Consider the following 24237-nt stretch of genomic DNA (forward strand, 5'->3'; position numbering starts at 1 on the left):
AAGTAAAATTGCTGATAAGAGTAGTGTTAAAAGCAGTACTAAGTAAAATTGCTGATAAGAGTAGTGTTAAAAGCAGTACTAAGTAAAATTGTTGATAAGAGTAGTGTTAAAAGCAGTTCTAAGTAAAACTGCTGATAAGAGTAAACATAAAAGTAGATTTGATTACAAATTAGAGCTTAAGACATAAATATCCTAAAACTTTAAAAAGAGCAGAAATTCATTATTAAAATTGAATTTCTACTCTTATTTTTTTAAAATCATTCACACTACTTCCGACTAGTGTAAATATAGCTACTCATGCTTACACTTCTCTCAACTTGTGTAAATATAGATACCTTTGCTTACACTTCTCTCTACTTGTGTAAATATAGATACCTTTGCTTACACTTCTATAGAGATGTGTAAATATAGATACCCTTGCTTACACTTCTATAGAATTGTGTAAATATAGCTACTCATGCTTACACTTCTATAGAATTGTGTAAATATAGCTACTCATGCTTACACTTCTCTCAACTTGTGTAAATATAGATACCTTTGCTTACACTTCTATAGACTTGTGTAAATATAGCTGTTCTATAACTAAGAGGCTGAGACAATTAATTTGTCTCAGCCTCTTAGCATTGTATTAAAATAGATATTGTTAACGATTTTGTAAGTGCTGACGCCTGAGGGAAAAGTATGTGTGAGAGACTACAGGCTTGAGCCATACCCCTAGGCAAGCATGCACGAACAAAATCGTAAGATTTTATAAAAAAATAGGCTAGCATGCACATACAAAATCGTAAGATTGTTATAAAAATAATTATTAGTAATGATTTAAAAAATAAGCATATCACTGTAAATTTTAAAAATCAGTTAAGTGATATGCTTATTTATTTTGAGTTAGGAAATATGTTCCTGTTATATTGATTTTTTCTTTTTGTAATTCAAAGCAAAGTAAGTCCCATAGAATAATGCTAAGAATAAAAACATTAAACTAGATGCATAAATTGTATAATAGACATCTCTAAATACTTCTGATATTAAGCCACCTATAAGAGGCCCAATCATTGTACCGAAACCTTGAACACTATTGAATACGCCCCATGTTTCTTCTTGAACTTTACTATGAATATGTCCTGCCATAAAAGTGTTCCAAGCTGGTAAGAGTAAGCCGTATATTGTACCTATAAGCAATGCTATTAAAAGTACGATTAATAATTGAGTTAATAGGGTTAATCCAAAAATAAATGAACTATAAGCTAAGAAACCTACGAAAATTATAATATGCGTAAACGTCTTAGAGTGCTTATCCATTAATTTTGAGAAGAACAGCATTGATATCGTACAACCAATTCCACCAACAATGAGTATAATTGTATATTCTAAAGTAGTTACACCCATATGTTTTGTTGCATACGTAGGTAATATTGGTACAAGCATACCTATTGCAGATCCTTGCAAGAATATTCCTGGGAATAGTAGTAAATGACGTCTCGTTACTTGAACAATTTCTTTGAATTGTTTTTTGACTGATTTACTTTCGTAGTTAGTTAATTGAACTTTAACAAAATAGAACAAAATCCAAGCAACTAACACGCAAACAGCCATCATAAATGTGAATCGAGTCGGATGCAATTTGAATAGTAAGTTCATAAAGATCATACCTGAGAGCATACCGACTAACCAACTAAAATAAACATAGCCCATCTGTTTGCCTCGTGATGATTCACTTACACTTGATAACATAATGACCCATATGGGACTTACAGCGATACCAAGTAATATTGCACTTAATATAAATATCACTGGTGTTGGTATAAATATAATTAACGCTAAACTAGAAAAGGCTAGTAAAAATCCACAAGTTAAGATAACTGTTGGACCGAATCTTTTTAGAAGAAAACCAATAACAAAGTTTGTTAATGCGTCACTTATAAAATGTAAAGAGATTGCTAACGAAGTAATACCAACAGTCACTTTAGCAGTGGTTGTTGGTAAAATAGGTAAATAACTTAGAATATACATACCTCTAGCAAATTCCATCATGAATAATATGATAAGCATTAACCAAAAATCTTTTTTATAAAATGATTTATCTGATAAAGTATTTGGCATACATAGGAACCTTTCCATAAACTTCATTATATGAAAGTGAGTCACTTAATAATGATAGTAAATCGTTACAAATAGTTTCTGTTGATTTTTTTATATAATTCTCTTCTAGTAATTTAGTCATCTCTTTCAATTTGTTAGGTTGATTCGTAAGTGAAATAACCATTTTAGTGGCTTCTTCCGGTGTGGTTGCAATTTTTCCATAGCCCTTTTGTTCAAAATAATCAGCATTTTCTAATTCTTGACCTGGTGCTGGATTTAAGAATATGAGTGGTAAATGTCTTGAAAATGCTTCAGAAATCGTGATGCCACCTGGCTTAGTAATCATAAGTTGACTAGTTGCCATCCACTCATTCATATGTTTAGTATAACCAAGTATTAAGACATTCTTATTACCTTTAAAATGCGTGCTCAATTCATTCTTTAAAGATTTACTGTTACCACAAATCATCACAACTTGTGCATCTTTAGCATACATATCAATTTTACTTATCATGGTAGAAAATCCAGTAGATACACCAAATGCACCTGCAGACATTAATATAACCTTCTTGTCAGGATCTAATTTGTGTTTAGTTAACCATCGATATCGATCTATTGGTTCTTCAAATTGTTTCGAAATCGGAATGCCTGTAACTTTAATGTCTTTTTCATCAATACCAATAGAATGAATTTCATTTTTTAAATCTTTAGTAGCTACATAATAACGATTTGAGTGTGGTGTAACCCAGTTCTTGTGTAAACGGTAGTCTGTTATAACTGTTGCAATAGGTATATTTAAATTAAACTGTTCTGTTAAAACTGAAACGACTGGTGTCGGAAAAGTTAACAAAATTAAGTCGGGCTTTTCTTTTATAAGTAAGTTAAGTAATTTATTTAGTCCATAATATTTATAGAAACATTTATCAATTTGTTCTGGTCTACTATAGTAGAAGAATTTATACATGTTTCTAAAATATTTAAAGCTGTTTATATACCATTGTTTAGCGATGGAAGTCATAATAGGGTGTGCTTCTAAAAATAAATCATGTTCTATTACAGTCAAATGATTTAAATTCATTTCACCAAATTGTTTCACAATACTATTCGTAACTTGTAAATGACCGTTACCGAAAGAACCAGTAATAATCAATAATTTTTTGTTTTGAGAAACCATTAGACACACTCCGTATTTGTATTTAAATTCTATGATAGTTTAACGCATTTTTCCTCTTTTGTGAAAAGATATAGCATATTATTACAAAAACTACATAGAATCTTTAAACTAATTCAATGTTTCTTTAGTAATTCTTCATCAATTGGATTTTCATCATAATATCATCTATTTGTATATCGAGTAAATACTCATTTATTTTATAATTCTTTATACATATAGTCAAAGCTATAAAATCATTATCATAAAGTGTATAATAAACCTATTGAAAATAAAGGAGAAATAACGATGAACGTTGAGACGTTATTAAATAAAATTAAAATTAAAAAAATATATGGTAATGAAGACCAAGAAGTAGTAGATATTACTACAGATTCTAGAAATGCATTTGAAGGTACAATCTTTGTTGCTTCACAAGGTTATAATGTTGACAGCCATAAATTCATACCAAACGTTGTTGAACAAGGTTGTACAGTAGTTGTAAGTGAGAATTACATGGAACTACCAGATCATGTATTATTAATCGTTGTCAAAGATACATTAAAAGTAGCGAGTATCTTTAGTCATATCTTATACGACTTTCCAAGTCAAAAATTAACTACAATAGGTGTGACTGGTACAAATGGTAAAACAACAATTGCTACAATGATTCATCATTTAACAAGAGGACTTGGAAAAGGAAGTGCTTATTTAGGTACAAACGGTTTTCAAGTTAATGAAAAAATTACAAAAGGTGTGAATACCACACCAGAAACTGTAACTTTAACAAAACATATAGTAGAAGCAGTAAACGAAGAATGTGAAAGTATGACATTTGAAGTTTCAAGTCATGGTTTAGTTATCGGTAGGTTAAGAGGTTTAGAATTTGATATTGCGATTTTTTCTAATTTAACGCAAGATCATTTAGATTTTCATGGTACTATGGAAGCTTATGGACATGCGAAATCTTTATTATTTAGTCAATTAGGACAAGATTATAGAAAAGATAAATTTGTTATACTCAATGCAGATGATAAATTTACGAAAGAATTAATACCAGTGACACCATTTGAAATCTTTACATATGGTATTGATAATGAAGCTGATTTTATGGCTAAAAATATTAAAGAATCAATTAGTGGAGTAGCGTTTACACTTGTAACGTCTTTTGGTGAATATGAAATCGATTCTCCTTATTTAGGTAAATTTAATGTACTTAACTTATTGGCTAGTATTTTAGGTTTATGGGTGCAAGGTTATGATTTATCAAAAGTTGCTCAGGCTGTGCAAACTATGCCACCTGTTGAAGGTCGTTTAGAAGTGTTAGATAGAAAGCTTCCTATTGATTTGATTATAGATTATGCACATACACCAGATGGTATGGATAAATTAATTGATGCTGTTAAACCATTCGTAAAACAAAAACTTATATTTTTAGTTGGAATGGCTGGAGAAAGAGACTTAACAAAAACACCAGAAATGGGTAAAATAAGTTGTCGAGCAGATTATGTCATATTTACACCAGATAATCCTGCAAATGATGACCCTAAAATGTTAACAGCAGAATTAGCTAAAGGAGCGACACATAATAATTATGTAGAATTTGAAGATAGAGCAGAAGGTATTAGACACGCAATTGAAATATCTGAACCAGGTGATACAGTTGTACTAGCATCGAAAGGTAGAGAACCTTATCAAATTATGCCTGGCCATGTAAAAGTTCCTCATAGAGATGATTTAATAGGTCTAGAGGCTGCTTATGAGAAATATGGAGGAAAGCCAAGTGAAGATTAGAGAAAGTCATTCGCAAAATTTGAATTGTAAAGTTTATATATATGAAAATAAAAAAGAAGAATATTTTGTAATATCTATTCCTGATTTGTTTTGGTCTATAAAAGTAGACTATGATTTATACGGAGAATCATTAATTGAGCATCTGTACTTGCATTTATTTAATGTGCTTGATGAAGATGAAGCGAATGAATTAGCGAATAGAATTAGCCAATGGACATCCGAACTATAAGGAGAAATGAATTGTGACGATAAAACAAGAAGTAGAAAGTAGAAAGACATTTGCGATAATATCCCATCCAGATGCCGGTAAAACAACATTAACTGAGAAGTTATTACTTTTTGGTGGTGCTATTAGACAAGCAGGTACTGTTAAAGGTAAAAAGTCTGGGAAGTTTGCAACAAGTGACTGGATGAAAGTAGAACAAGAACGTGGTATTTCTGTAACAAGTTCAGTTATGCAATTTGATTATGACAACTATAATATTAATATTTTAGATACACCAGGGCATGAAGATTTCTCTGAAGATACTTATAGAACATTAATGGCAGTAGACAGTGCAGTTATGGTAATTGACTGTGCAAAAGGTATTGAGCCACAAACATTAAAGTTATTTAAAGTATGTAAAATGAGAGGTATCCCAATTTTTACTTTTATAAATAAATTAGACCGAATGGGTAAAGAGCCTTTTGAATTATTGGAAGAGATTGAAAAGACATTAGAAATAGAAACTTATCCAATGAACTGGCCTGTTGGTATGGGACAAAACTTTTTCGGCATTATTGACAGAGCTGAAAAGACTATTGAACCATTTAGAGACGAAGAAAATATATTACATTTAAATGATGATTATGAACTAGAAGAAGATCATCCAATTAAAAATGACTCACAGTTTGAACAAGCAATTGATGAATTAATGTTAGTTGATGAAGTAGGAGAGCAATTTGATGAAGAAATGCTATTAGCAGGAGAACTAACTCCAGTATTCTTCGGATCAGCTTTAGCGAACTTCGGTGTTCAAAACTTTTTAAATGCATATGTAGATTATGCTCCAATGCCTAGTGGACGTAAAACTGAAGAAGGAGATGTCGTTGATCCATTTGATCAAGACTTCTCAGGATTCATCTTTAAGATACAAGCAAACATGGATCCGAGACATAGAGACAGAATTGCATTTATGAGAATTGTAAGTGGTGCGTTTGAAAGAGGTATGGATGTAACACTGCAAAGAAATAAGAAAAAGCAAAAGATTACACGTTCAACTTCATTTATGGCTGATGATACTCAAACAGTCAATCATGCAGTAAGTGGTGATATTATCGGTTTATATGATACAGGAAACTATCAAATAGGCGATACACTTGTTGGAGGTAATCAAAAATTTCACTTTGAAACGTTACCACAGTTTACACCTGAAATATTTATGAAAGTTAGTGCCAAAAACGTAATGAAACAAAAGCATTTCCATAAAGGTATTGAGCAATTAGTTCAAGAAGGTGCTATACAACTTTATAAGACGCTTCATACTAATCAAATTCTTCTAGGAGCAGTTGGACAACTTCAATTTGAAGTCTTTGAACATCGTATGAAAAATGAATACAATGTTGATGTCGTAATGGAACAGGTTGGTAAGAAAATTGCGAGATGGATTGAAAATGAAAAAGATATAACAGACAACATGAATTCAAGTAGATCAATTTTAGTGAAAGATCGCTTTGATCAATATGTATTCTTGTTTGAAAATGAATTTGCAACGAGATGGTTTGAAGATAAATTCCCTGAAATCAAATTATTTAGTTTGTTATAATTCATAAAACATTGTATAATAATATAATAAAACTAAATAGACCTACGACTTTGTCGAAGGGGAGTAACTTTAGAACTTAAAAATTCTAGCATATTATCGTCATTACGAAACGGAAGTTTCCGGTAATATGGACATACTATAAATGTTAAGTGAGACCTTTGCCTTTAATTAGGCATGGTCTCTTTTGTTTTTTATTAGAAAAAAATGGAGAGTGAATAAGATGGATCCGAGTTTATTTTTGAGTTACGGTTGGGTATTAATCGTATTAATTTTTCTAGAAGGATTGTTGGCAGCAGATAATGCTGTTGTAATGGCGGTAATGGTTAAACATTTACCAGAAGATTTAAGGAAAAAAGCATTATTCTATGGCTTGTTAGGTGCTTTCGTATTCCGTTTAATATCATTATTCTTAATTAGTTTCTTAGCTAACTTTTGGCCAATACAAGCAGCAGGAGCTATATACTTAATTTACATGTCTATTAAGAACTTGATAGACTTCAAGAAACATAAAGACGAAAAAATTAAGACAGCAGATGATATCGAGGGACAAGAAGATTTTACAGAATCAGAATTTCCTTCAGATGGCAAAGGTCATCATAAGTTGAAAAAGAATTTCTGGATGACAGTATTAAAAGTAGAATTCGCAGATATAGCATTTGCTATTGATTCAATGTTAGCTGCATTTGCAATAGCAGTTACACTACCAGCATTAGGTGTAGACTTTGGAGGCATGGATGCCGGTCAATTCGGTGTTATGTTCGTAGGTGGTATGATTGGTGTAATCATCATGAGATTTGCAGCAACATACTTTGTAGAATTATTAAATAAATATCCGAACCTAGAAGCAGCAGCATTTGCTATCGTAGGTTGGGTAGGTATCAAATTATTAGTAATCGTACTAGCACATGATGAAATTAAAGTATTACCACATGACTTCCCACATGGTGTATTGTGGCAGTCAATATTCTGGACAGTATTATTATTGCTAGTTGTGATCGGCTGGATTACATCAGTCCGTAACAACAAAAAAACAACCGAATAACTAGAATGATTTGAGGCTGAGACAATTAATTTGTCTCAGCCTTTCATCTTTTCGAAAAATGAGGTAATTTCAACCTTAGCTAATTCTCAATTTATGATAGTAATTTCTTTAGTTTTCAAGTTATTTAGCTATTTAGTAAATATATGTAAAAATAGGTGTATAATGTAGAGAAATACAATGGTTTTGTGTTAATAATTTTAATATTATATGGCATAATAGATACATTAAGTGTTTAGATTGAGGAGGGCAATAAATGTCACGAAAAAAACATGTCATTCCTAGAAATGAATATAAGAGACAACGACGTGAATTTTTTCATAATGAAGAACGTGAGAAAAGAATTGAACAAGAGAGAAAAGAGAATGAGATAAAAAGAGCAAACGAGTTAGAGTTACAGAAGAAAAATGAATTGCGTGTTAAAGAAAATATGCAAAAAGCTCGTATTGAAAAATTAACTAAAGAAGAAATTAAAAAGCAAAAAGAAGAATCTAAATCACACCCAACGATTGATTTAGATGATGATAGATTAGCTGCTACACAACAAGATCATACGGAAGAAGATATAAAAGCTGATAATAAAAGTGAATTAGATAATGACAAAGTTGATGTAGATAATGAAGAAGATATTCAAGAAATAAATTATAAAAAAGTGAGAAATGAAAGTCATAATAAAGATAAAAAACATGTTGCTAAAGACAATGATTTTGAAACTAATAAGCAACTTGGTGCAATACATGATGAAAAGGTTGAAGAAAAATCTCAAAATAAAAATAATATTTTGAATACTATTTTATCTAAAATTGAAAAACATTGGCCAATAATTGCGATTATTTTAGCCATTATACTAATCTTTATTTTAGTTTGGAGTATCTTCCAAAATGTGAACCCTCCAAATGAAAGTAGAAAGACTATTGAAGAACAACAATCTCAAAAAGGATTCCAAAAACCTATTACAAATGTAATGGAAGCAGTAGAAAAATCTAAGCATTCAGTAGTTGGTGTTTCTCATGAAGATTCTGATATATCTAGCAAGACTGAATCTTCACAAAAAGAAAAAGAAGAAAATAGCGGCGTCGGTTCTGGCGTCGTTTATAAAGTTGATGATAATAAAGCATACATAGTAACAAACGCACATGTTGTTTCAAGCGATAAAAAACCGATTATCACAACTGCAAACGGTAAGAAATATGATGGTAAAGTTTTAGGTACTGATCAATGGTCAGATATAGCAGTGTTAAGTGTGCCTATTGAAAAAGATGATAAATTCAAATCTATTAAATTTGAAGACTCGGATAATTTAATATTAGGTGAAACAGCAATCGTGATTGGTAGTCCTCTAGGTGCAGAATTCCAAAATAGTATTTCTACTGGCGTAGTTTCTGGCTTAAATAGAAAAGTTCCTGTTGATTTTAATGGGGATGACGAGTATGATTGGGAAATTAAAGCAATTCAAACAGATGCTGCAGTCAATCCAGGTAATTCTGGTGGACCAATATTAGATTCACAAGGTAATCTTATTGGTATAGTATCATTGAAGATTGATATGCCAAATGTAGAAGGTATGGCATTTGCTATTCCATCAAACGAAGCAACTGATTACATTAATACTTTAGAAAAAGACGGTGAAATTAAACGTCCTGAACTAGGTATAATGGCTCAAAATTATACTAAATTAAGCTCTAACGAAAAATCTCAAATAACTTTACCTGATAAATATAAATCAGGTATGGCAATAACGGGTGTTACTAAAGATGGTAATGCTGATAAAGCTGGGATTAAGTTTAATGATGTAATTGTAGGCATTGATGATACAAAAATTGAAAATAATCTTGAATTTAGGAAAGAATTATATAATAATCATAAAATAGGTGAAAAAGTTGATTTGAAACTTATTAGAGATGGTAAAGAAACTACTAAAACATTAACATTGAAATAAATAGAGGTGACAATTTGTGTCCATTATAAAATACTTTTTTCAAAAAATGACTCCACAACAAGGTATTGTATTATATTATTTGGGCGCAATCATTGTCGCCTTTTTATTATTGAATTTACCTTATGTTGTTAAACCTGATGTGAAAATTGCACCTGTCGATACGCTATTTGTAGCGGTATCTGGCGTAAGTGTGACTGGACTTACACCCGTTATAATTGAAGATACATTTACAATGTTTGGACAGGCAATAATATTAATTATACTTAATATTGGCGGTATAGGTGTCATGGCGATTGGTACTTTACTTTGGGTAATACTAGGAAAGCATATTGGTTTAAGAGAGCGACAACTCATTATGCTAGATAGTAATTCAAATGCTATGAATGGCGTAGTTAAATTAATATTAGATATTGTTAGAACTATATTAATGATAGAAGTAATTGGAGCGATATTATTATCTTTTTATTTTTATAAAGATATCGGCTCTGTTAAAGATGCGATACATCATGGCATTTTTGCATCTGTATCTGCTACAACGAATGGTGGTTTAGATATCACCGGGGAATCGCTAGCACCATATGCAAATGATTATTTCGTCCAAACGATTATAATGTTACTTATCATGTTAGGTGCAATAGGATTTCCAGTATTGATTGAAGTAAAAACTTATATGCGAAATACGCATCCGAACTTTAGATTTTCATTATTTACTAAAATTGCAAGTGCGACTTATTTGTTCTTGTTCTTATTAGGAACAGTTGTAATATATTTATTTGAGTTTTCAAACTCATTTAAAGACATTTCGTGGCATAAAGGTATCTTTTATGCTATGTTCCAGTCTTCATCAACACGAAGCGCAGGATTATCTACAATAGATCTTGGACAGTTTACTGAAGCAACAAATTTCTTTCTAGGTGGATTGATGTTCATTGGTTCATCACCAAGCTCAGTAGGTGGAGGTATAAGAACAACAACATTTGCAATACTTGTTCTTTATTTAGTCAATTTTAGTAATGGTCGTACGACGATAAAAGCATTTAATAGAGAGATACATCCTTTAGATATACAAAGGTCGTTTGCCGTTATATCATTGGCTTTAGCTATCACATTTGTTGGTGTGTTATCTGTAGTACGATTTGAAGACGGTAAACATGATTTACTTTCAATATTTTTTGAAACAATGTCAGCATTTGGTACATGTGGGTTATCAATGGGGATAACCGATAATTTACAATTAGGTTCGAAAATAGTGATTATGATACTTATGTTCATTGGACGTGTTGGGCTACTATGTTTCGTAGTTATGTTAGGTGGTAAATCAACGCCTGATAAATTCCACTATCCAAAAGAACGAATTCAAATAGGTTAAAAAAACTGGGACAATTAACTTGTCCCAGTTTTTTATTTATATATTAAATATGCTTAACTACAGGTATCATAATAATAAAAGTTGTGCCTTCAGTATTGTTAGCCACGCTTATTGTGCCATCCCAATCTTCAATTAATTTTTTACTTAAATAAAGTCCTAGTCCACTGCCTGAATCTTTTGTAGTAAAGAAGGGGTCAAATACTTTTTGTTGAACTTCTTTTGACATACCTTTTCCATTATCTTTAAATACTAATTTTATTTGTTTTGTATTTGTCTTTAATAGTTGAATTTCTATTGAAGCATTATGTACGTCAGTTAATGCGTCTTTAGAATTTTGAATTAAATTGATCAGTATTTGTTTTAATTGGTCTTCAGATAAAAAGGCATAAATGGGTTCTTCTGGTAATGATAAAGAAATATTTATGTTGTTTTGTTCTAATTCATACTTTGAAAATTGCTCTATATCTTTGATTGTCTGGCTAATATTAACATTTGTGTAAGCTAAGTTTGTTGGTTTACCTAAATATAAGAATTGTGTAACGATGTTATTAATTCTATCTAATTCTTCTGTAATAATATTAAAATGGTTATCTTGCTGGTTTTGATCATATTTCATTCTAGTGAGTTCTATAAATCCATTAATACTCGTTAAAGGATTTTTTATTTCATGCGCGGTATTTGCAGCCAATGTTCCTATTAGTCGCAATTTTTCATTATTTGCTTGTTCGATTAACTTTTCATGTTCTAATCTATCGGAACGACTTTTAAATATTAAAGTTAAAATCGTTAATATTAAGAAAATAACTAAGAAAATAAATATACTTGGTAAAATTACGCGCGTTATAACACTATATTGTCCAGTAATGCTAATTGTGACAGGTAAGTTATTGTAAAAATAAGTGATTGTTTTTGTATGTTTATGTGATTTGCCGACTTGATAAATTTGAGTACCATCTATACCTTGTACTTGTATTTGGAATCTCTTAGCAATTAACTTTATTTCATTTTTAAATGAATTCATATTTATTTCTGCAGCAACAGTATAGTCTTGATTTTTAATCTTTAATCGATTTGTAAGTAATAATGTTTTAGGTCTATCTAGTGATCTCTTTTTGCTACTTAATGTGGATTTTTGAGTAAATGGGAAGTGATACTTATATTGATTAAAGTCTTCTATTGAAGTATAGTTTGGTCCTTTAGAGTCATAGACGATTTGATTTTTATTATTCAAAATATAAATATGATCTATCCAAGTATATCTAGTATGATTATCTTTTAAAAATTGATTAATAAATTTTTCATCGTTACTATTAGATAATATCGTCGTTAAAGATTCAGAAATACTGTTTGATTCGCTTATGAATGTATCGATTTTTAAGTTAATAATTTCTTTAGTAGTATCAAATCTTTGATTAATTCTATTATTATAGTTTTTACTAATGAGTGCACCAATTAATATAGAAACGATAAGTGCAAAAACAATATTTAGTATGATAATTTTATTAAAAGGTTTCATAATATTCTCCTATGTATATATACTCTTAATTGAGTATATTATGATTAACTAATATTGCCAACATAAAATAAAATTACATTATCATTATTCAAATTAGTTTAAAAAGACATATCATTTTTTAAAAATGGTAAAATATAAAAGAAAGAGGGGGAATAGCATTGAATACGAATGAAATCATTACGATTGATTTATTAGCTACTTCTGACTTACATGGTCGAATAAGTAGAAGTGGTATAAGTGGAAATATATTAAAGATGGCTACTTACGTAAAACATAAACGTAAAGCAAACCATCGTGTATTATTATTGGATAATGGTGGAATGTTGTCGGGTTCAATGTTTGCTTTTTATTATGCACAAATTGCACCATACAAAAGAAACCCAATGATTAAAATTATGAATGAAATGCAATTTGATGCAAGTGGTGTTAGCCCTGATGAATTTAATTTCGGCTTAGACTTCTTAAATAAGTCTATTGCCCTAAGTAGATTTCCATGGCTTGCAGCTAATATAGAACATAATAAAACAAAAGAACCATATTTTACGACACCTTACACAATCAAATACGTTGATGGTATTAAAATTGGTATAATTGGGTTTACTTCAAGTGGCTTAATGGAAAATAAAAATATAGAATTCGAAGATGAAGTTATTGTTGGAGAATCAATGGCATCAGCAAAACGTTGGGTAAGATATTTGCACGAAAAAGAAAGTCCTGACTTTTTAATTATGTTATATCATGGTGGGCTAAACACTTACACAGATAAAAATAATTATAGATCATATTATAGTAATAACGCTGAAAACATGATTAAAAGTACAGAAGGCGTTAACGTCATTATTACAGGTCACCAAGAACATGTCGTGGATTTAAAAGTTGCAGAAACTCAATTTATACAACCAGGTAAAGATGCGACTAATATTGTAGATATGTCGATTCAATTTAGAAAAAGAACTAATTCAGTTGAAATTATTGATACATCAATTAAACATGTTGAACTTTCTAGTTATCCAGAAGATAGGGATTTACTAGAGTTAACTTATTTCGACCAAAAAGCAGTACAACATTGGTCGGAACAAGATGTAACGGATATGCCTGTAGTACTAGATTATAAGCAATTAACTGACCTATATATTAAGCCACATAAATTTATTGAGTTAATTCAAAATAGTATGAGTAAAGCATTTACAGAAATAGACTTTATTTGTGCACATATTGGAAACCCATTAGGTAATGGTTTAAGAGGAGAACTCAAAGTAAAAGATATATATAAATCTTATGTTCATACAGATAAACCAGTCAAAATAAAACTGACTGGTATTGAAATTAAACGTATATTAGAAAGAACAGCAACAGCAATGTACAAAGAAGAAGGAACAATAAAGTATAACGAAGAAATTTTAGAGCCAACATTAATGACAGTTTGGAAAGGTTTCAAGTATAAAATTGACTTAAACAAACCTGTAGGAAATAGAGTTGAACTTTATAATATAAATCTAGAAGACAGTTTTAATGTAATCATGACAGATTACTTATTTAGACATGTTAATAAGATTATTTCAGAATCAACATATGAAAGATCTAAAAAAACTGTGATTGAATATATGGTAGAAGAAATAGGGGAAACTAAAGGTAAATTCGAGCTAGAACATGATTTTGAAATTGAATAATAAGACATGTCGAGTTCGAAAGAGCTAGTTGAATATTTCTTAATCGTTAACCGACAAAAAAATAAACAAAGTAAGTAAATAAATATAAAAATTGTTAATATTTGGTATTTTTTTGCGCTGACTCCTTCGGGAAAAGCATGATTCGAAGACTACAGGCTGAGAACATGCCCGCGGAAAGCATGCGCATAAAAAAATGCCGGCAAAGTCTAAGACTTTGTCGACACTCTGAATCCAAACACGGCTGTGTTTGGATTTTTTAACTAAATATTATTACAAGTATAATTATTGCTGCTACTTGAGCGATATATGAAGTTACGATTCTTTTAGTGTAGAAATATAAAGTAGATAATATTAATTGAGCTAAAAATATAAAAATGAATATAGCGAAATTACCTAAATATAAAAATAGTGAACTAGAAGCAAAAGCACTTACAACGATTGCAACAATAGGTCGTGACAATTTAAGTTGTAGTTGATTTTGTAATATCGTTCTAATATAAAGCTCGTGACAAGGTATCGCAATAACAATTGTTACTAACATTTGCCATTTATAAAAAACGCCTGCGTGCATTAATTCTTTTAATAATGATGCATACGATAAACCATTATAAATTTGGGATAATAAAAGTTGAAGTATAACTAATAATACTGCACCAATTAAACCATATCCTATTGATTGTAATAATCGTTTAGACTTAATCTCGCGTTGATAAAAGACATAGCTAATGCCTGCAATCATCATAATGCCAGTATATAAGTACCAGAATACTTCTTTTTCACCTTGCATTAAAAATAAAATAAAGTGAAAAATAATAAAACTCGATATGAACCATATTAATTGAGGATTAATTTGTTTTTTCACTATTATCCCTCTTCAGAAATTATAGTATAACGCTTGTGATTTACTACAGTTTTTTCAGGTAGTTCTAAACTTTCAAAGTTATCCATGATTGTTATGTCTACTATAACTGAGTTTTCATTAATCTTTTCAACTCTACCTCTTAAGCCATCTTGAAATTCTATGATATTTCCAACTTCTGCGATTGTCATGATATTCCTCCTAAATAATACTATGAAATATTATACTAAATAACGGTTCAATTATAAAGTAATAATAAGATATACATCTATTTTATCACAAACATATCATTCATATTATTATTTAAACATATGGTAATATTAAAGTAAGGCAACAAGGGGAAAAATAAGGAGGAAATATAAATGAAATTTGTAAGTAATAATGGAATAAACGATCCAATGATCAATTTAGCAATGGAAGAATATGTACTTACTTCTCTTCCTAAAGATGATAGTTATTTTTTATTCTATATTAATCAACCATCTATTATTGTTGGTAAAAATCAAAATACTATTGAAGAGGTAAATCAAGAGTATGTTGAAGCTAATAATATTAAAGTTGTACGAAGAATTTCTGGTGGTGGGGCAGTTTACCACGATTTAGGGAATTTGAATTTTAGTTTCGTTACGAAAGATGATGAAGATAGTTTCCATAACTTCGCAAAATTTACACAACCTATTGTAGATGCTTTAAATGAAATGGGTGTTAATGCTGAATTATCAGGTAGAAATGATATTCAAGTCGGAGAAAAGAAAATTTCTGGTAATGCAATGGTAAAACAAAAAGATAGAATGTTCTCACATGGTACTTTGATGTTAAATAGTGAAATTGAAGAAGTTGTAAATGCTTTAAGAGTTAATGAAGCAAAAATTAAATCTAAAGGTATTAAATCTATTAGATCAAGAGTTGCTAATATTCAAGAATTTTTAGAAGAACCAATGGATATTGAAACATTTAAACAACGCATACTAACTTCAATTTTCAAACAACAAGGTAGTGAAGAAGTAGAGGAGTACCATCTTACTGATGAAGACTGGGATAATATTAATGAATTGAGCAAAAATAAATATCAAAAATGGGAATGGAATTATGGGAAAAACCCTAAATACAACTTTGAAAGAAGCCATAAATTTGATAGAGGTTTAGTTCAAATAAAATTAGATGTCAAAAAAGGTATAATAGAACATGCAGCAATCTTTGGGGACTTCTTTGGAGTGGGAAATGTAAATGATATTGAAGAAGCTTTAATAGGCGTACAACATCAAAAGTCTTCTATAAAAGAAGCATTAAAAGATATTGATGCATATCATTACTTTGGAGATATAGATAAAGAAGAAATTATTAACTTAATGTTATAAAAAATAAAAGAGACGATTTTTGAATGTTTTCAAAAGTCGTCTCTTTTATGTGGTAATTTTTAAATGATAACTCACGATTGTAAATCCTCCAACTGTATTAATTCTGCACTATATTGTTCAAATAAAGTATTGTTACGATTCAAAAGTGCTTCATCGATTAAAGCCATCAATTCTCGTTTGCGATTTTCACGTAAAGCAGAATCTATAACTAGTTCTACAGATAAATCATTTAAGTTATTAACGAAAGTTTCTAAACTCTGATGCTTAACTTGAGAATATTGTTTCATTTTAAACAACCCCTTGACTTTATTTGTTAAAATTATAGCGTATTTATTTTCTAAATGCAATGAATATTCAGAAATTTTAAAAAAGTAATTCTTTTTAACGAATTTATTGATAAACTAACTTTATAATTACATTATAATTTAGTATTTATAATTTTCAAATTATTATGCTCATAGCCACATTAGTGGGGTGTGATTTATTGTGAAAATAATACTTTGAAAGTTAAACATGAGAATAAAAAGGAGATATTAATATGTATAAGCTAAAAATGTGGGACCATGTTCAGTTGTCAGCTCCAAAAGGATCAGAGGGGAAGGCGAGAAAGTTTTATGTAGATCAATTAGGATTTAATGAAGTTGAAAAACCGGAATCTTTAAAAGGTAATGGTGGAGTTTGGTTTAATATTAACAATATTGATTTGCATATCGGTATCGAAGAAGATTTTATACCTCTTAAAAAGGCACACCCTGCAATTAATGTTGAAAATCTAGAAGATTTAATTGAACACTTAACAGAAGAAAAAATAGATTTTAAGACAGATAATCGATTTCCTGGTGCTAAAAGACTACATTTATATGATCCTTTTAATAACAGGTTAGAATTTATAGAAAAACAATAGAATTTCATAAGAAAAATATTGACTAAGAATTAAATATATATTATATTTAATTCAGATAGATATAAAAGTAAAAAATTATCACTGAGAGGAGTTTGCGATGAAAAAGTATGTAATAAAACAGAATACAATGTATATAAGGGGTATTAAAGTAAATGAACACACTGTTCATACAGAGGTTTCTGAAGCAGGTAAATCACCCTTTATTATCGAACAGAGACCTCAAGAAATTATGAATCATTCCTGTCGCTTTTATGGAGAACATTTTCAAGAAAGGAAATTATTCACTAAGCGACTAACTAGTATTACTAGTAAACCTCCAATTTTAGTTTCTCCTGTAACATCCACTTATTTTTTCTGTACTCATTCCGAAAGATCTGCTGACAACACATGGATTAATTTACTCTATGTTAAACATTTCACGAAATTCAAAGGTAATAAAACTAAAATATTTCTAGAACAAGATCAGTCACTTGTATTCCCAATTTCTTTTCATGTAATTAATCATCAATATTTGAACTGTACATGTTTATATTATAAGAATCATAGAAATAATATTTTTATAAAACAGTTAAATACACCCAATATTGATTTGACGCAAGATGGTTATAGTGTGTTGGATGTTATAAAGATGTATCTTAAAAATCATCATTAGAGAGTCAAAGTGAACATTAACGGAACAAGTGCCACTAAAGTGTAAATGTTCCGTTATTTTTTTTTAAGTTTTCACTTGAAAATATTGTGATGGTTGATATAATAGTACTTGTGCTTGATTAAATCATATTAATCCACAGTAGCTCAGTGGTAGAGCTATCGGCTGTTAACCGATCGGTCGTAGGTTCGAGTCCTACCTGTGGAGCCATGGAGATGTACTCAAGTTGGCTGAAGAGGCGCCCCTGCTAAGGGTGTAGGTCGTTCTGCGGCGCGAGGGTTCGAATCCCTCCATCTCCGTAATTTTTAATAAGTTACATTAAGTAACATTACGAAAACCTTGTTAATTCAAGGTTTTTTATTTTGTCATTCTTTAATTGTGAGTGACATTTTGATATTTTTGGTCACGTCATGGTCACATTTGCACTGATTTTATATAATTGTGACTAAATATGTGTCCACTATAAGTTATTCATGGCATTTCTAAGTTTAATTGTTTCTTCTTTTTCTACTTCTTCTAATAAATGACTGTATATAGATAGGGTAGTAGTCACGTTAGCATGACCTAATCTTTTACTTATATAATGTATAGAAACCCCCTTTATGCAATAAGTAGGAACAATGAGTGTGTCTTATGCTATGCAACGTATAAGCACCAATTTGATTTTCTAAGCAAAATTTATTCAATACTTTTGTTACAGCGTTATTAGTTATTAATCCTTGTCCAGTATTGAAAATGTGACCGTCAATTTGAATTGGTCGTTCTTTTAAACTGTTAATCAAGTATTTCATTTCTTTATCGATAATAGGGATAGTCCTATCAGATGTTTCTGTTTTAGTACTGGGTAAATGTATCACATTATCTTTTGTCATTAGATCACTATATTTCAATTTTTGTACTTCCCCAAATCTCGCACCCGTAATTATCAAAATATATATGAACAAATATGACAATTCTTTTCTACCTGTTACATAATCTTTCAAATTAGCATAATTATCTACGGTCATAAATTTAGTACTTTCATGTTGTGATGATTTAATACCATATGGCTTAGCTTTATAAGTTGGGTCTTTAAATATTAGACCTTCATTAACTGCATCTTGTAATGCTGCTCTTAGACATAAATGTAATTTTTGAACGCTATTTGTAGTTCGTCCATTTTTTCTAGTGTTAAATATAAACCTTCACCATACTCTTTAAGTAATACTCTATATTTCAACTGCGTTAATTTATTAATAGGTAAGTCACCGAACTTTTCTTCAAATACTTCTATAGAAGATTTATAACGTAACATTGATTTCTCTGAAATATGCCCTTCTTTATTAACACTTAACCAACTATTATAGTAATCAACGAACGGAACGTCATTTGTTAAGTTGAAACCTTTTGTTAATTGATTATACAGTTCATTGCCTTTTTCATTTGCTCCCTTTTAGTCAAAAATCTGCCTTTTCGATAACGACTACCATTATATCTGAAATCTTATTTCCATTTTTTACCTCGTTTACTTATATTCATGTTATCTCTCCTCAAAAAATGTAAAAAATAATAAGGGTAGGATCACTACCCTAAATTTTTATTCTCCAGTTGCATATATATTCGTTGCCATCTTCGTCAATTTTAGGAACACCTTGTGATTCTTTAGGTATGGAAGGGTAGAAAGCTGAACCATGACCACCTATTCCTTTTTGAGGTTGTTCCTTTTGAGATTCATCATTAGTAGTTGTTTTAGTACGATCATATTCTTCTTTGCTAATGTCTTCTTGTTTAATTTCTTTGCTAATAGCTTCTTGCTTAACTTGGGATATTGATTGCTGACAACGTTGTTCTTCATATGCAGTATCATTCGTTGGTGTTCTGTGCATTTGGGTATTAAGTGTTTTGCATTTCTCAGATAGCCCTGTTGGTTCTTCTTGTGTAGTATTTTGATTATAAGAAGTTTGATTTTGTAAATCTTCTTCTGTTGAATGGTCAAATTTTTCTAAATCAGATAGTTTATAAATCTTATTGCCTAATTCATTACCAGTATTACCTTGTGTAGCTTTTAAAGTAATGTCGTTATTATCTTCTAGTACATAAGATACAACACCTTTAGCTTTACCATTCTTCTTAATCGTATCTGACATATTCTCGAAGTATTCTGCATATTTACAAGTTGTTGATGTTGGACCAACTTCTAATTTATTTTCAGTATTATCGTTCTCTTGATAAACTTCAATTGCAGCAATCCAAAATGCTTGAGCCGAAAAGTCTTCGTCAGTTTTGTTAGTAGCTTCATATGTGAATACAATATTTTCTTTACCGTTTGTTTCGTCACTTGCATTACGTAATTTAACATCAAGTATTTTTATGCTACCTATGTTCTCATTAACCACTTCATTTTTGAAACCTACCTTATTTTTAGTTGTTTGTAATTTTTCTTTATTTTTAGTTGTTGTTTCTTCTTTCTGTCCACAAACTGATAATGATAGTAATGATACAATTATTAATAATAAAACTTTTTTCATTACTTCCCAGGTATTAGGATAGGACACTTAGCAACATTAGATGTAACGACTAGTGATAATGGTAGAAAACAATTTATATATAGACATAACCATAATAATAGAATGTTTGTAGCCACTCTACACACTGGTGGTTCATGGGAAGAATTAACTCAAACTCAATCAGATACAGGTTGGATTCCATTTTTACTAATAAATGTTGCTGAAAGTAACACAGAATATAATGGTGAAACATCTAAAGGTTTTGATTGAGCTTATAGGATAGTCACAAATGGGAATGTGACAACTAAGACAATTAGATTAAATAGTAGAAAATTAGCACAAGGTCAAATCATTGCAAAATTACCAAGTAACTTATTCCAATATGGTCATTCATTCCCAGTGAGAGTACCGACATCAATTGTTTATTCAGGTGGGTACATTACAATTAGACCTGATGGTGAAGCTAGGTTTTATATAAATGGAGACTCATCAGGCTGGAACTCAGCTACAGGATATATCTATGGTGAATATTTATGGGTAGAATAGAAGGAAGAAAATGAAAATAGTATATTTATTTGACGGTACACCTTTTATAGCTGAGTTAAATAGCGAGGGTGAATATGTTTATCCAAATAATGAGTGGACTGAGGTAGCTCCACCTGAGGGGATATATCACACCTTAACTTTGTTAGTAAGTGGGTATTGGAAGTGTTTAATGACCAGTTTGAGAAGACTTTTGTTGTAATAGGCAATCATGATTATTATTTAATTAGCAACAGTCAGAAGAGAAAATATAAGAATTCTAGTATTTATAGGGCTGAAGAAATGGCTGAAATAATTGAAGATTTAAGCAATGTTATATTTTTTCATAGTGTATACGGAACTGGGGCACTGAAATATAACGGTAAGGTTTTTGCAGAAATTACTATGAAAAGTTTACCTAAGACTGAGGAAGAAAAATCATTCTACCAGATTATAATGAACGATAGTAAATATATAACCTCTACTCCAGAAGTTTATAATACATTTGATTTAACTTCTTACAATTATTTGAGTGATTTGAATATAGATGTGTTCATTAGTCACTATCCATTAATAAGAACATATAGCCATAATAAACATTTGAATGATGGATCATTAGGGAGTTATCTATGTGAAGTAAATGAAATGGCAGCACCAATTAATTTACTTGGTAATGTACATGAAAAAGATCAGTTATACGAAGTAGTTGGAACTAAACATTATACAAATACTTTAGGTTATCCCAATGAAAATTTGAGAAGTGTAATAAGAGAATTAAAGTGTAAATAATACGAAATATACTGTATAAAATTAAAAATCTATAATATTAATAGTTCTGAATTATAACAAATTATTCAATAAATATATGAAATTCACTATTTTTTGTTGAATTCTATCAAAATATATTGTAACGTAATATTATAAAATCGAAATATAAAATATGAATTCGATTTTACAATATTAAAAGGTTTAAAGCATAATAAAATTTCACTTATAAAGGAGGCAATATGTATAAAAAAATATGTTTGTTTTTAATTGTATTGTTAGTTAGTTTCTCTATTTTGTTTTATTCTGTAATAAACTCATTAGGACATAATGTTTTAAGTTTCGACACTAGATTAGACTCAGAATTAGAGGAGATTCTACCACAACAATGGGGGTTTTATAGCAAAAATCCTAGAACTACAGATTTGGTTTATTTTAAAGTAGATGGTAATGATTTACTATACCCTAATGCAAGACTTGGTAATTTATGGGGTATTGATAGGAAGGCAAGAGCTCAAGGTACAGAAGCAGGCGGAATATTTGAAAAACTATCTTCTAAAAATAAGATAAAGAAAACTGATGTTTTTTATAGTGATTTAAAAGAAGAAATTAAACATGAACCATACATACAAGTAAAAAATGATGACACTTTTCAATCGTTAAAAGGTAAATATATTTTCTTCACTGGAGAAATCACTCCATATGCATGGGCAAAGAATACAAATGACCGCTATATTGTTAAAAAATATGTGAAAGTGGATATACAATGAAAAAAATTTATTATGATTTGTACAACAAATTAAAAATTAGTCCATACTCTCCAATATTAGGAGTGGTTAGAAGTGTTATTGCTTTTTCTTTATTATTAACTTTAACTTTAAATTCTAGTAACACATTATTTAAACCGATTTCTCAAGAAACAGATATTATTAATTGCAACTATAAAGAATTTACAGCATTTTGCTCAATGAATCACGATACTTATTTTGATATTAATATAACAAAGTATGTTGTTATCATTTGCTTAATAATGATAATTATAGGATATCTTCCTCAATTAATGGGAATTCTCCATTTTTATATAGCATATAGTGTACAAAATACAATGTCTATTGTTGATGGTGGAGATCAAGTGGCTATGGTAATGACCTTTTGGTTAATGTTAATATCACTATTCGATAACAGAATTAATCATTGGCATAAGAAGTCAAATGGGTGGGAGAACAATAAAGTAATTGGTTGGGGTTTGATTACTGCGCTTAATGTTCAAATCTCATACTTATATTTAAATTCAGCAGTAACAAAAATGAAAAATAAAGAATGGTTAGATGGAAGTGCGGTATATTACTATTTAAATGATAATTTATATGGGCTACCTAGACCACTTTATAATTTATTTGACTTTGCTTTAGAAACTCCAATAGTGGGTCTTATAACTTGGGGTACTTTAATTTTACAGTTATTAATTTTTGCTTCTATATTTTCAAGTTATAGATTCAAAAAGATTGTTTTTTATTTAGCAATATTTATGCATGAAATTTTCGCACTATTTATGGGACTTGTTTCATTTTCAATTGTTATGTTAGCAGTCTTAATTTTTTATTTTCACATTTATGATGACAAAAGAAAAGAGGGAAAATATGAAAAATTATCTTAAATTAATAATAAGTTTAGTAGTTTGCTTGACATTTTGTTTACCAAAAGAAACGAATAAAATGGAAGCAGCTACCCAATATTCTGGTGAAGAACTGTTTTCTGGTATATATTTTGGTGATGGAGAAGTAGGGAAGCTTTTTCCAGAAGTTTGGGAAAAGTCTGACTTGAAAGATTTTAGTAAGAATCCAGAAGTTAAGGAAGCAATTAAGAGTATAATTAGCGAACTAGAAAAAAATGAAAAAGGATATTTTGAAAACTTTAGAAAAACAGTTACGAGTGGCAATCATATTAAAGTGAAAAATCAATTGAATAAAACTAACTCAGATATTCAAAAATTAGTTGAAGCTAGTAGTTCAAATGGAGAAGTTCAAACAGAAGCTATTAAACCGGGATTTGTAGTTGCTCTTGGATACGCATACGTTGGTGTTACTCATATTGCAGCTGCATTAGCCTTAACGGTAGTTGCGGCAGGTACAAAAGTTTATGTTGGGGCTAGTAAAAAAAGAAGTGCAAGTAGTGCAAGTGCTGAAAAAATTGATCAATTAACACAAGACGAGTATGTTAATTTAATTGTTGAGAGGGTTAAATGATTATGCTTGATATAGTAATTGCTATAATATGTATTATCGTTTCGTTATTGTTAGCTATCTATATATCATACTCAAAGAATCTGAAAA

The 24237-nt window shown here is 29.9% G+C and carries 25 protein-coding genes and 2 tRNA genes; 18 read left to right on the forward strand and 9 right to left on the reverse strand.

From position 1 onward, the window contains the following. Window positions 1–903 precede the first annotated feature (903 nt). The gene (ltaA, locus tag LQ668_RS09615) at window positions 904–2100 is read right to left on the reverse strand and encodes a lipoteichoic acid biosynthesis MFS flippase LtaA (protein ID WP_078356705.1); all 1197 of its coding nucleotides are present in this window, start codon (window positions 2098–2100) and stop codon (window positions 904–906) included. Further along, window positions 2078–3253 carry a diglucosyl diacylglycerol synthase gene (locus LQ668_RS09620; RefSeq protein ID WP_078356706.1) on the reverse strand — a complete coding sequence of 392 codons (1176 nt, stop codon included), beginning with the start codon at window positions 3251–3253 and terminating at the stop codon, window positions 2078–2080. The genes ltaA and LQ668_RS09620 overlap by 23 nt, the downstream gene beginning before the upstream one ends. 285 nt (window positions 3254–3538) lie before the next feature. Here LQ668_RS09620 and LQ668_RS09625 point away from each other — a divergent pair, with 285 nt between their 5' ends. The 6 genes from LQ668_RS09625 (at window position 3539) to LQ668_RS09650 (ending at window position 11175) form a co-directional block, all read left to right on the forward strand. Further along, on the forward strand, window positions 3539–5023 hold the full coding sequence (locus LQ668_RS09625) for a UDP-N-acetylmuramoyl-L-alanyl-D-glutamate--L-lysine ligase (RefSeq protein WP_107509699.1): 1485 nt from the start codon (window positions 3539–3541) through the stop codon (window positions 5021–5023). After that, entirely contained in the window at window positions 5013–5252 is a 240-nt protein-coding gene (locus LQ668_RS09630) for a YueH family protein (protein ID WP_078356708.1), read from the forward strand. Before LQ668_RS09625 ends, LQ668_RS09630 begins: the two co-directional genes overlap by 11 nt. A 13-nt stretch (window positions 5253–5265) precedes the next feature. Next, window positions 5266–6828: a peptide chain release factor 3 gene (locus tag LQ668_RS09635; RefSeq protein ID WP_078356709.1), complete on the forward strand. Its 1563-nt coding sequence runs from the start codon at window positions 5266–5268 to the stop codon at window positions 6826–6828. A gap of 220 nt (window positions 6829–7048) precedes the next feature. After that, a complete protein-coding gene (locus LQ668_RS09640; RefSeq protein ID WP_078356710.1) occupies window positions 7049–7870 on the forward strand; it encodes a TerC family protein in 822 nt (273 codons plus the stop codon). A gap of 253 nt (window positions 7871–8123) precedes the next feature. Next, on the forward strand, window positions 8124–9806 hold the full coding sequence (locus LQ668_RS09645; protein WP_078356711.1) for a S1C family serine protease: 1683 nt from the start codon (window positions 8124–8126) through the stop codon (window positions 9804–9806). Between the two features lie 16 nt (window positions 9807–9822). Continuing rightward, window positions 9823–11175 (forward strand): TrkH family potassium uptake protein, encoded by a 1353-nt coding sequence (locus LQ668_RS09650; protein WP_107509698.1) that lies wholly within the window; start codon window positions 9823–9825, stop codon window positions 11173–11175. Window positions 11176–11218: 43 nt separating this feature from the next. On the opposite strand, the gene LQ668_RS09655 is transcribed toward LQ668_RS09650, so the two are convergent. Then, entirely contained in the window at window positions 11219–12691 is a 1473-nt protein-coding gene (locus tag LQ668_RS09655) for an ATP-binding protein (RefSeq protein WP_078356713.1), read from the reverse strand. 158 nt (window positions 12692–12849) lie between these two features. On the opposite strand from LQ668_RS09655, the gene LQ668_RS09660 reads away from it, so the two are divergent. Continuing rightward, window positions 12850–14361 (forward strand): bifunctional metallophosphatase/5'-nucleotidase, encoded by a 1512-nt coding sequence (locus LQ668_RS09660; RefSeq protein ID WP_078356714.1) that lies wholly within the window; start codon window positions 12850–12852, stop codon window positions 14359–14361. A gap of 256 nt (window positions 14362–14617) precedes the next feature. On the opposite strand, the gene LQ668_RS09665 is transcribed toward LQ668_RS09660, so the two are convergent. Then, window positions 14618–15223, reverse strand: a complete 606-nt coding sequence (locus LQ668_RS09665) for a CPBP family glutamic-type intramembrane protease (protein ID WP_078356715.1) — start codon at window positions 15221–15223, stop codon at window positions 14618–14620. 2 nt (window positions 15224–15225) lie between these two features. Next, window positions 15226–15411: a YkvS family protein gene (locus LQ668_RS09670; protein ID WP_025905642.1), complete on the reverse strand. Its 186-nt coding sequence runs from the start codon at window positions 15409–15411 to the stop codon at window positions 15226–15228. 171 nt (window positions 15412–15582) lie between these two features. On the opposite strand from LQ668_RS09670, the gene lplA reads away from it, so the two are divergent. After that, entirely contained in the window at window positions 15583–16578 is a 996-nt protein-coding gene (lplA, locus tag LQ668_RS09675) for a lipoate--protein ligase (protein ID WP_078356716.1), read from the forward strand. 71 nt (window positions 16579–16649) lie between these two features. Here the strand turns inward: lplA and LQ668_RS09680 are convergent, their stop codons facing one another. After that, a complete protein-coding gene (locus LQ668_RS09680; protein ID WP_078356717.1) occupies window positions 16650–16865 on the reverse strand; it encodes an IDEAL domain-containing protein in 216 nt (71 codons plus the stop codon). A 251-nt stretch (window positions 16866–17116) separates the two neighbouring features. Between LQ668_RS09680 and LQ668_RS09685 the strand changes: the two genes are divergently transcribed. The 4 genes from LQ668_RS09685 (at window position 17117) to LQ668_RS09700 (ending at window position 18430) form a co-directional block, all read left to right on the forward strand. Continuing rightward, window positions 17117–17482, forward strand: coding sequence for a VOC family protein (locus tag LQ668_RS09685; RefSeq protein ID WP_107510160.1), 366 nt, complete (start codon window positions 17117–17119; stop codon window positions 17480–17482). 97 nt (window positions 17483–17579) lie between these two features. Continuing rightward, complete coding sequence (locus LQ668_RS09690; RefSeq protein WP_078356719.1) at window positions 17580–18134, forward strand: competence protein ComK; 555 nt, start codon at window positions 17580–17582, stop codon at window positions 18132–18134. Window positions 18135–18266: 132 nt separating this feature from the next. Beyond that, a tRNA-Asn gene (locus tag LQ668_RS09695) sits at window positions 18267–18341 on the forward strand. A 1-nt stretch (window position 18342) separates the two neighbouring features. Continuing rightward, window positions 18343–18430: transfer RNA gene (locus LQ668_RS09700), tRNA-Ser, on the forward strand. Window positions 18431–18703: 273 nt separating this feature from the next. Here LQ668_RS09700 and LQ668_RS09705 read toward each other — a convergent pair. The 3 genes from LQ668_RS09705 to LQ668_RS09715 all read right to left on the reverse strand — a co-directional run bounded on the left by LQ668_RS09705 (window position 18704) and on the right by LQ668_RS09715 (window position 20638). Continuing rightward, entirely contained in the window at window positions 18704–19138 is a 435-nt protein-coding gene (locus tag LQ668_RS09705) for a tyrosine-type recombinase/integrase (RefSeq protein ID WP_239700477.1), read from the reverse strand. A 107-nt stretch (window positions 19139–19245) separates the two neighbouring features. Beyond that, entirely contained in the window at window positions 19246–19536 is a 291-nt protein-coding gene (locus LQ668_RS09710) for a tyrosine-type recombinase/integrase (protein WP_107510159.1), read from the reverse strand. Window positions 19537–19699: 163 nt separating this feature from the next. After that, window positions 19700–20638 carry a DUF5067 domain-containing protein gene (locus tag LQ668_RS09715; protein ID WP_107510158.1) on the reverse strand — a complete coding sequence of 313 codons (939 nt, stop codon included), beginning with the start codon at window positions 20636–20638 and terminating at the stop codon, window positions 19700–19702. Between the two features lie 102 nt (window positions 20639–20740). Here LQ668_RS09715 and LQ668_RS09720 point away from each other — a divergent pair, with 102 nt between their 5' ends. From LQ668_RS09720 to LQ668_RS09745, 6 genes are all read left to right on the forward strand, one after another. Then, window positions 20741–20887, forward strand: coding sequence for a hypothetical protein (locus LQ668_RS09720; RefSeq protein WP_157946516.1), 147 nt, complete (start codon window positions 20741–20743; stop codon window positions 20885–20887). Window positions 20888–20914: 27 nt separating this feature from the next. Next, a complete protein-coding gene (locus tag LQ668_RS09725; protein WP_107510157.1) occupies window positions 20915–21163 on the forward strand; it encodes a hypothetical protein in 249 nt (82 codons plus the stop codon). Between the two features lie 123 nt (window positions 21164–21286). Then, entirely contained in the window at window positions 21287–21928 is a 642-nt protein-coding gene (locus LQ668_RS09730) for a serine/threonine protein phosphatase (RefSeq protein ID WP_338108293.1), read from the forward strand. 218 nt (window positions 21929–22146) lie between these two features. Next, the gene (locus LQ668_RS09735; RefSeq protein WP_107510154.1) at window positions 22147–22674 is read left to right on the forward strand and encodes an SdpA family antimicrobial peptide system protein; all 528 of its coding nucleotides are present in this window, start codon (window positions 22147–22149) and stop codon (window positions 22672–22674) included. After that, complete coding sequence (locus LQ668_RS09740; protein ID WP_239700479.1) at window positions 22671–23561, forward strand: sporulation-delaying protein SdpB family protein; 891 nt, start codon at window positions 22671–22673, stop codon at window positions 23559–23561. Before LQ668_RS09735 ends, LQ668_RS09740 begins: the two co-directional genes overlap by 4 nt. Beyond that, on the forward strand, window positions 23545–24150 hold the full coding sequence (locus LQ668_RS09745; protein WP_157946497.1) for a sporulation delaying protein family toxin: 606 nt from the start codon (window positions 23545–23547) through the stop codon (window positions 24148–24150). The genes LQ668_RS09740 and LQ668_RS09745 overlap by 17 nt, the downstream gene beginning before the upstream one ends. Window positions 24151–24237: the final 87 nt, after the last annotated feature.

Source organism: Mammaliicoccus sp. K-M42 (assembly GCF_022386375.1).
GTDB lineage: Bacteria > Bacillota > Bacilli > Staphylococcales > Staphylococcaceae > Mammaliicoccus > Mammaliicoccus fleurettii.

Excerpts from the sequence above, each read along its gene's own strand:
- LQ668_RS09620 (WP_078356706.1), bottom strand. The coding sequence starts at position 3,253 with ATGGTTTCTCAAAACAAAAAATTATTGATTATTACTGGTTCTTTCGGT.
- LQ668_RS09705 (WP_239700477.1), bottom strand. The coding sequence starts at position 19,138 with ATGACCGTAGATAATTATGCTAATTTGAAAGATTATGTAACAGGTAGA.
- LQ668_RS09640 (WP_078356710.1), top strand. The coding sequence starts at position 7,049 with ATGGATCCGAGTTTATTTTTGAGTTACGGTTGGGTATTAATCGTATTA.
- LQ668_RS09745 (WP_157946497.1), top strand. The coding sequence starts at position 23,545 with ATGAAAAATTATCTTAAATTAATAATAAGTTTAGTAGTTTGCTTGACA.
- LQ668_RS09625 (WP_107509699.1), top strand. The coding sequence starts at position 3,539 with ATGAACGTTGAGACGTTATTAAATAAAATTAAAATTAAAAAAATATAT.
- LQ668_RS09690 (WP_078356719.1), top strand. The coding sequence starts at position 17,580 with ATGAAAAAGTATGTAATAAAACAGAATACAATGTATATAAGGGGTATT.
- LQ668_RS09720 (WP_157946516.1), top strand. The coding sequence starts at position 20,741 with ATGTTTGTAGCCACTCTACACACTGGTGGTTCATGGGAAGAATTAACT.
- LQ668_RS09680 (WP_078356717.1), bottom strand. The coding sequence starts at position 16,865 with ATGAAACAATATTCTCAAGTTAAGCATCAGAGTTTAGAAACTTTCGTT.
- LQ668_RS09735 (WP_107510154.1), top strand. The coding sequence starts at position 22,147 with ATGTATAAAAAAATATGTTTGTTTTTAATTGTATTGTTAGTTAGTTTC.
- LQ668_RS09670 (WP_025905642.1), bottom strand. The coding sequence starts at position 15,411 with ATGACAATCGCAGAAGTTGGAAATATCATAGAATTTCAAGATGGCTTA.
- LQ668_RS09685 (WP_107510160.1), top strand. The coding sequence starts at position 17,117 with ATGTATAAGCTAAAAATGTGGGACCATGTTCAGTTGTCAGCTCCAAAA.
- LQ668_RS09740 (WP_239700479.1), top strand. The coding sequence starts at position 22,671 with ATGAAAAAAATTTATTATGATTTGTACAACAAATTAAAAATTAGTCCA.
- ltaA (WP_078356705.1), bottom strand. The coding sequence starts at position 2,100 with ATGCCAAATACTTTATCAGATAAATCATTTTATAAAAAAGATTTTTGG.
- LQ668_RS09645 (WP_078356711.1), top strand. The coding sequence starts at position 8,124 with ATGTCACGAAAAAAACATGTCATTCCTAGAAATGAATATAAGAGACAA.
- lplA (WP_078356716.1), top strand. The coding sequence starts at position 15,583 with ATGAAATTTGTAAGTAATAATGGAATAAACGATCCAATGATCAATTTA.
- LQ668_RS09655 (WP_078356713.1), bottom strand. The coding sequence starts at position 12,691 with ATGAAACCTTTTAATAAAATTATCATACTAAATATTGTTTTTGCACTT.
- LQ668_RS09715 (WP_107510158.1), bottom strand. The coding sequence starts at position 20,638 with ATGAAAAAAGTTTTATTATTAATAATTGTATCATTACTATCATTATCA.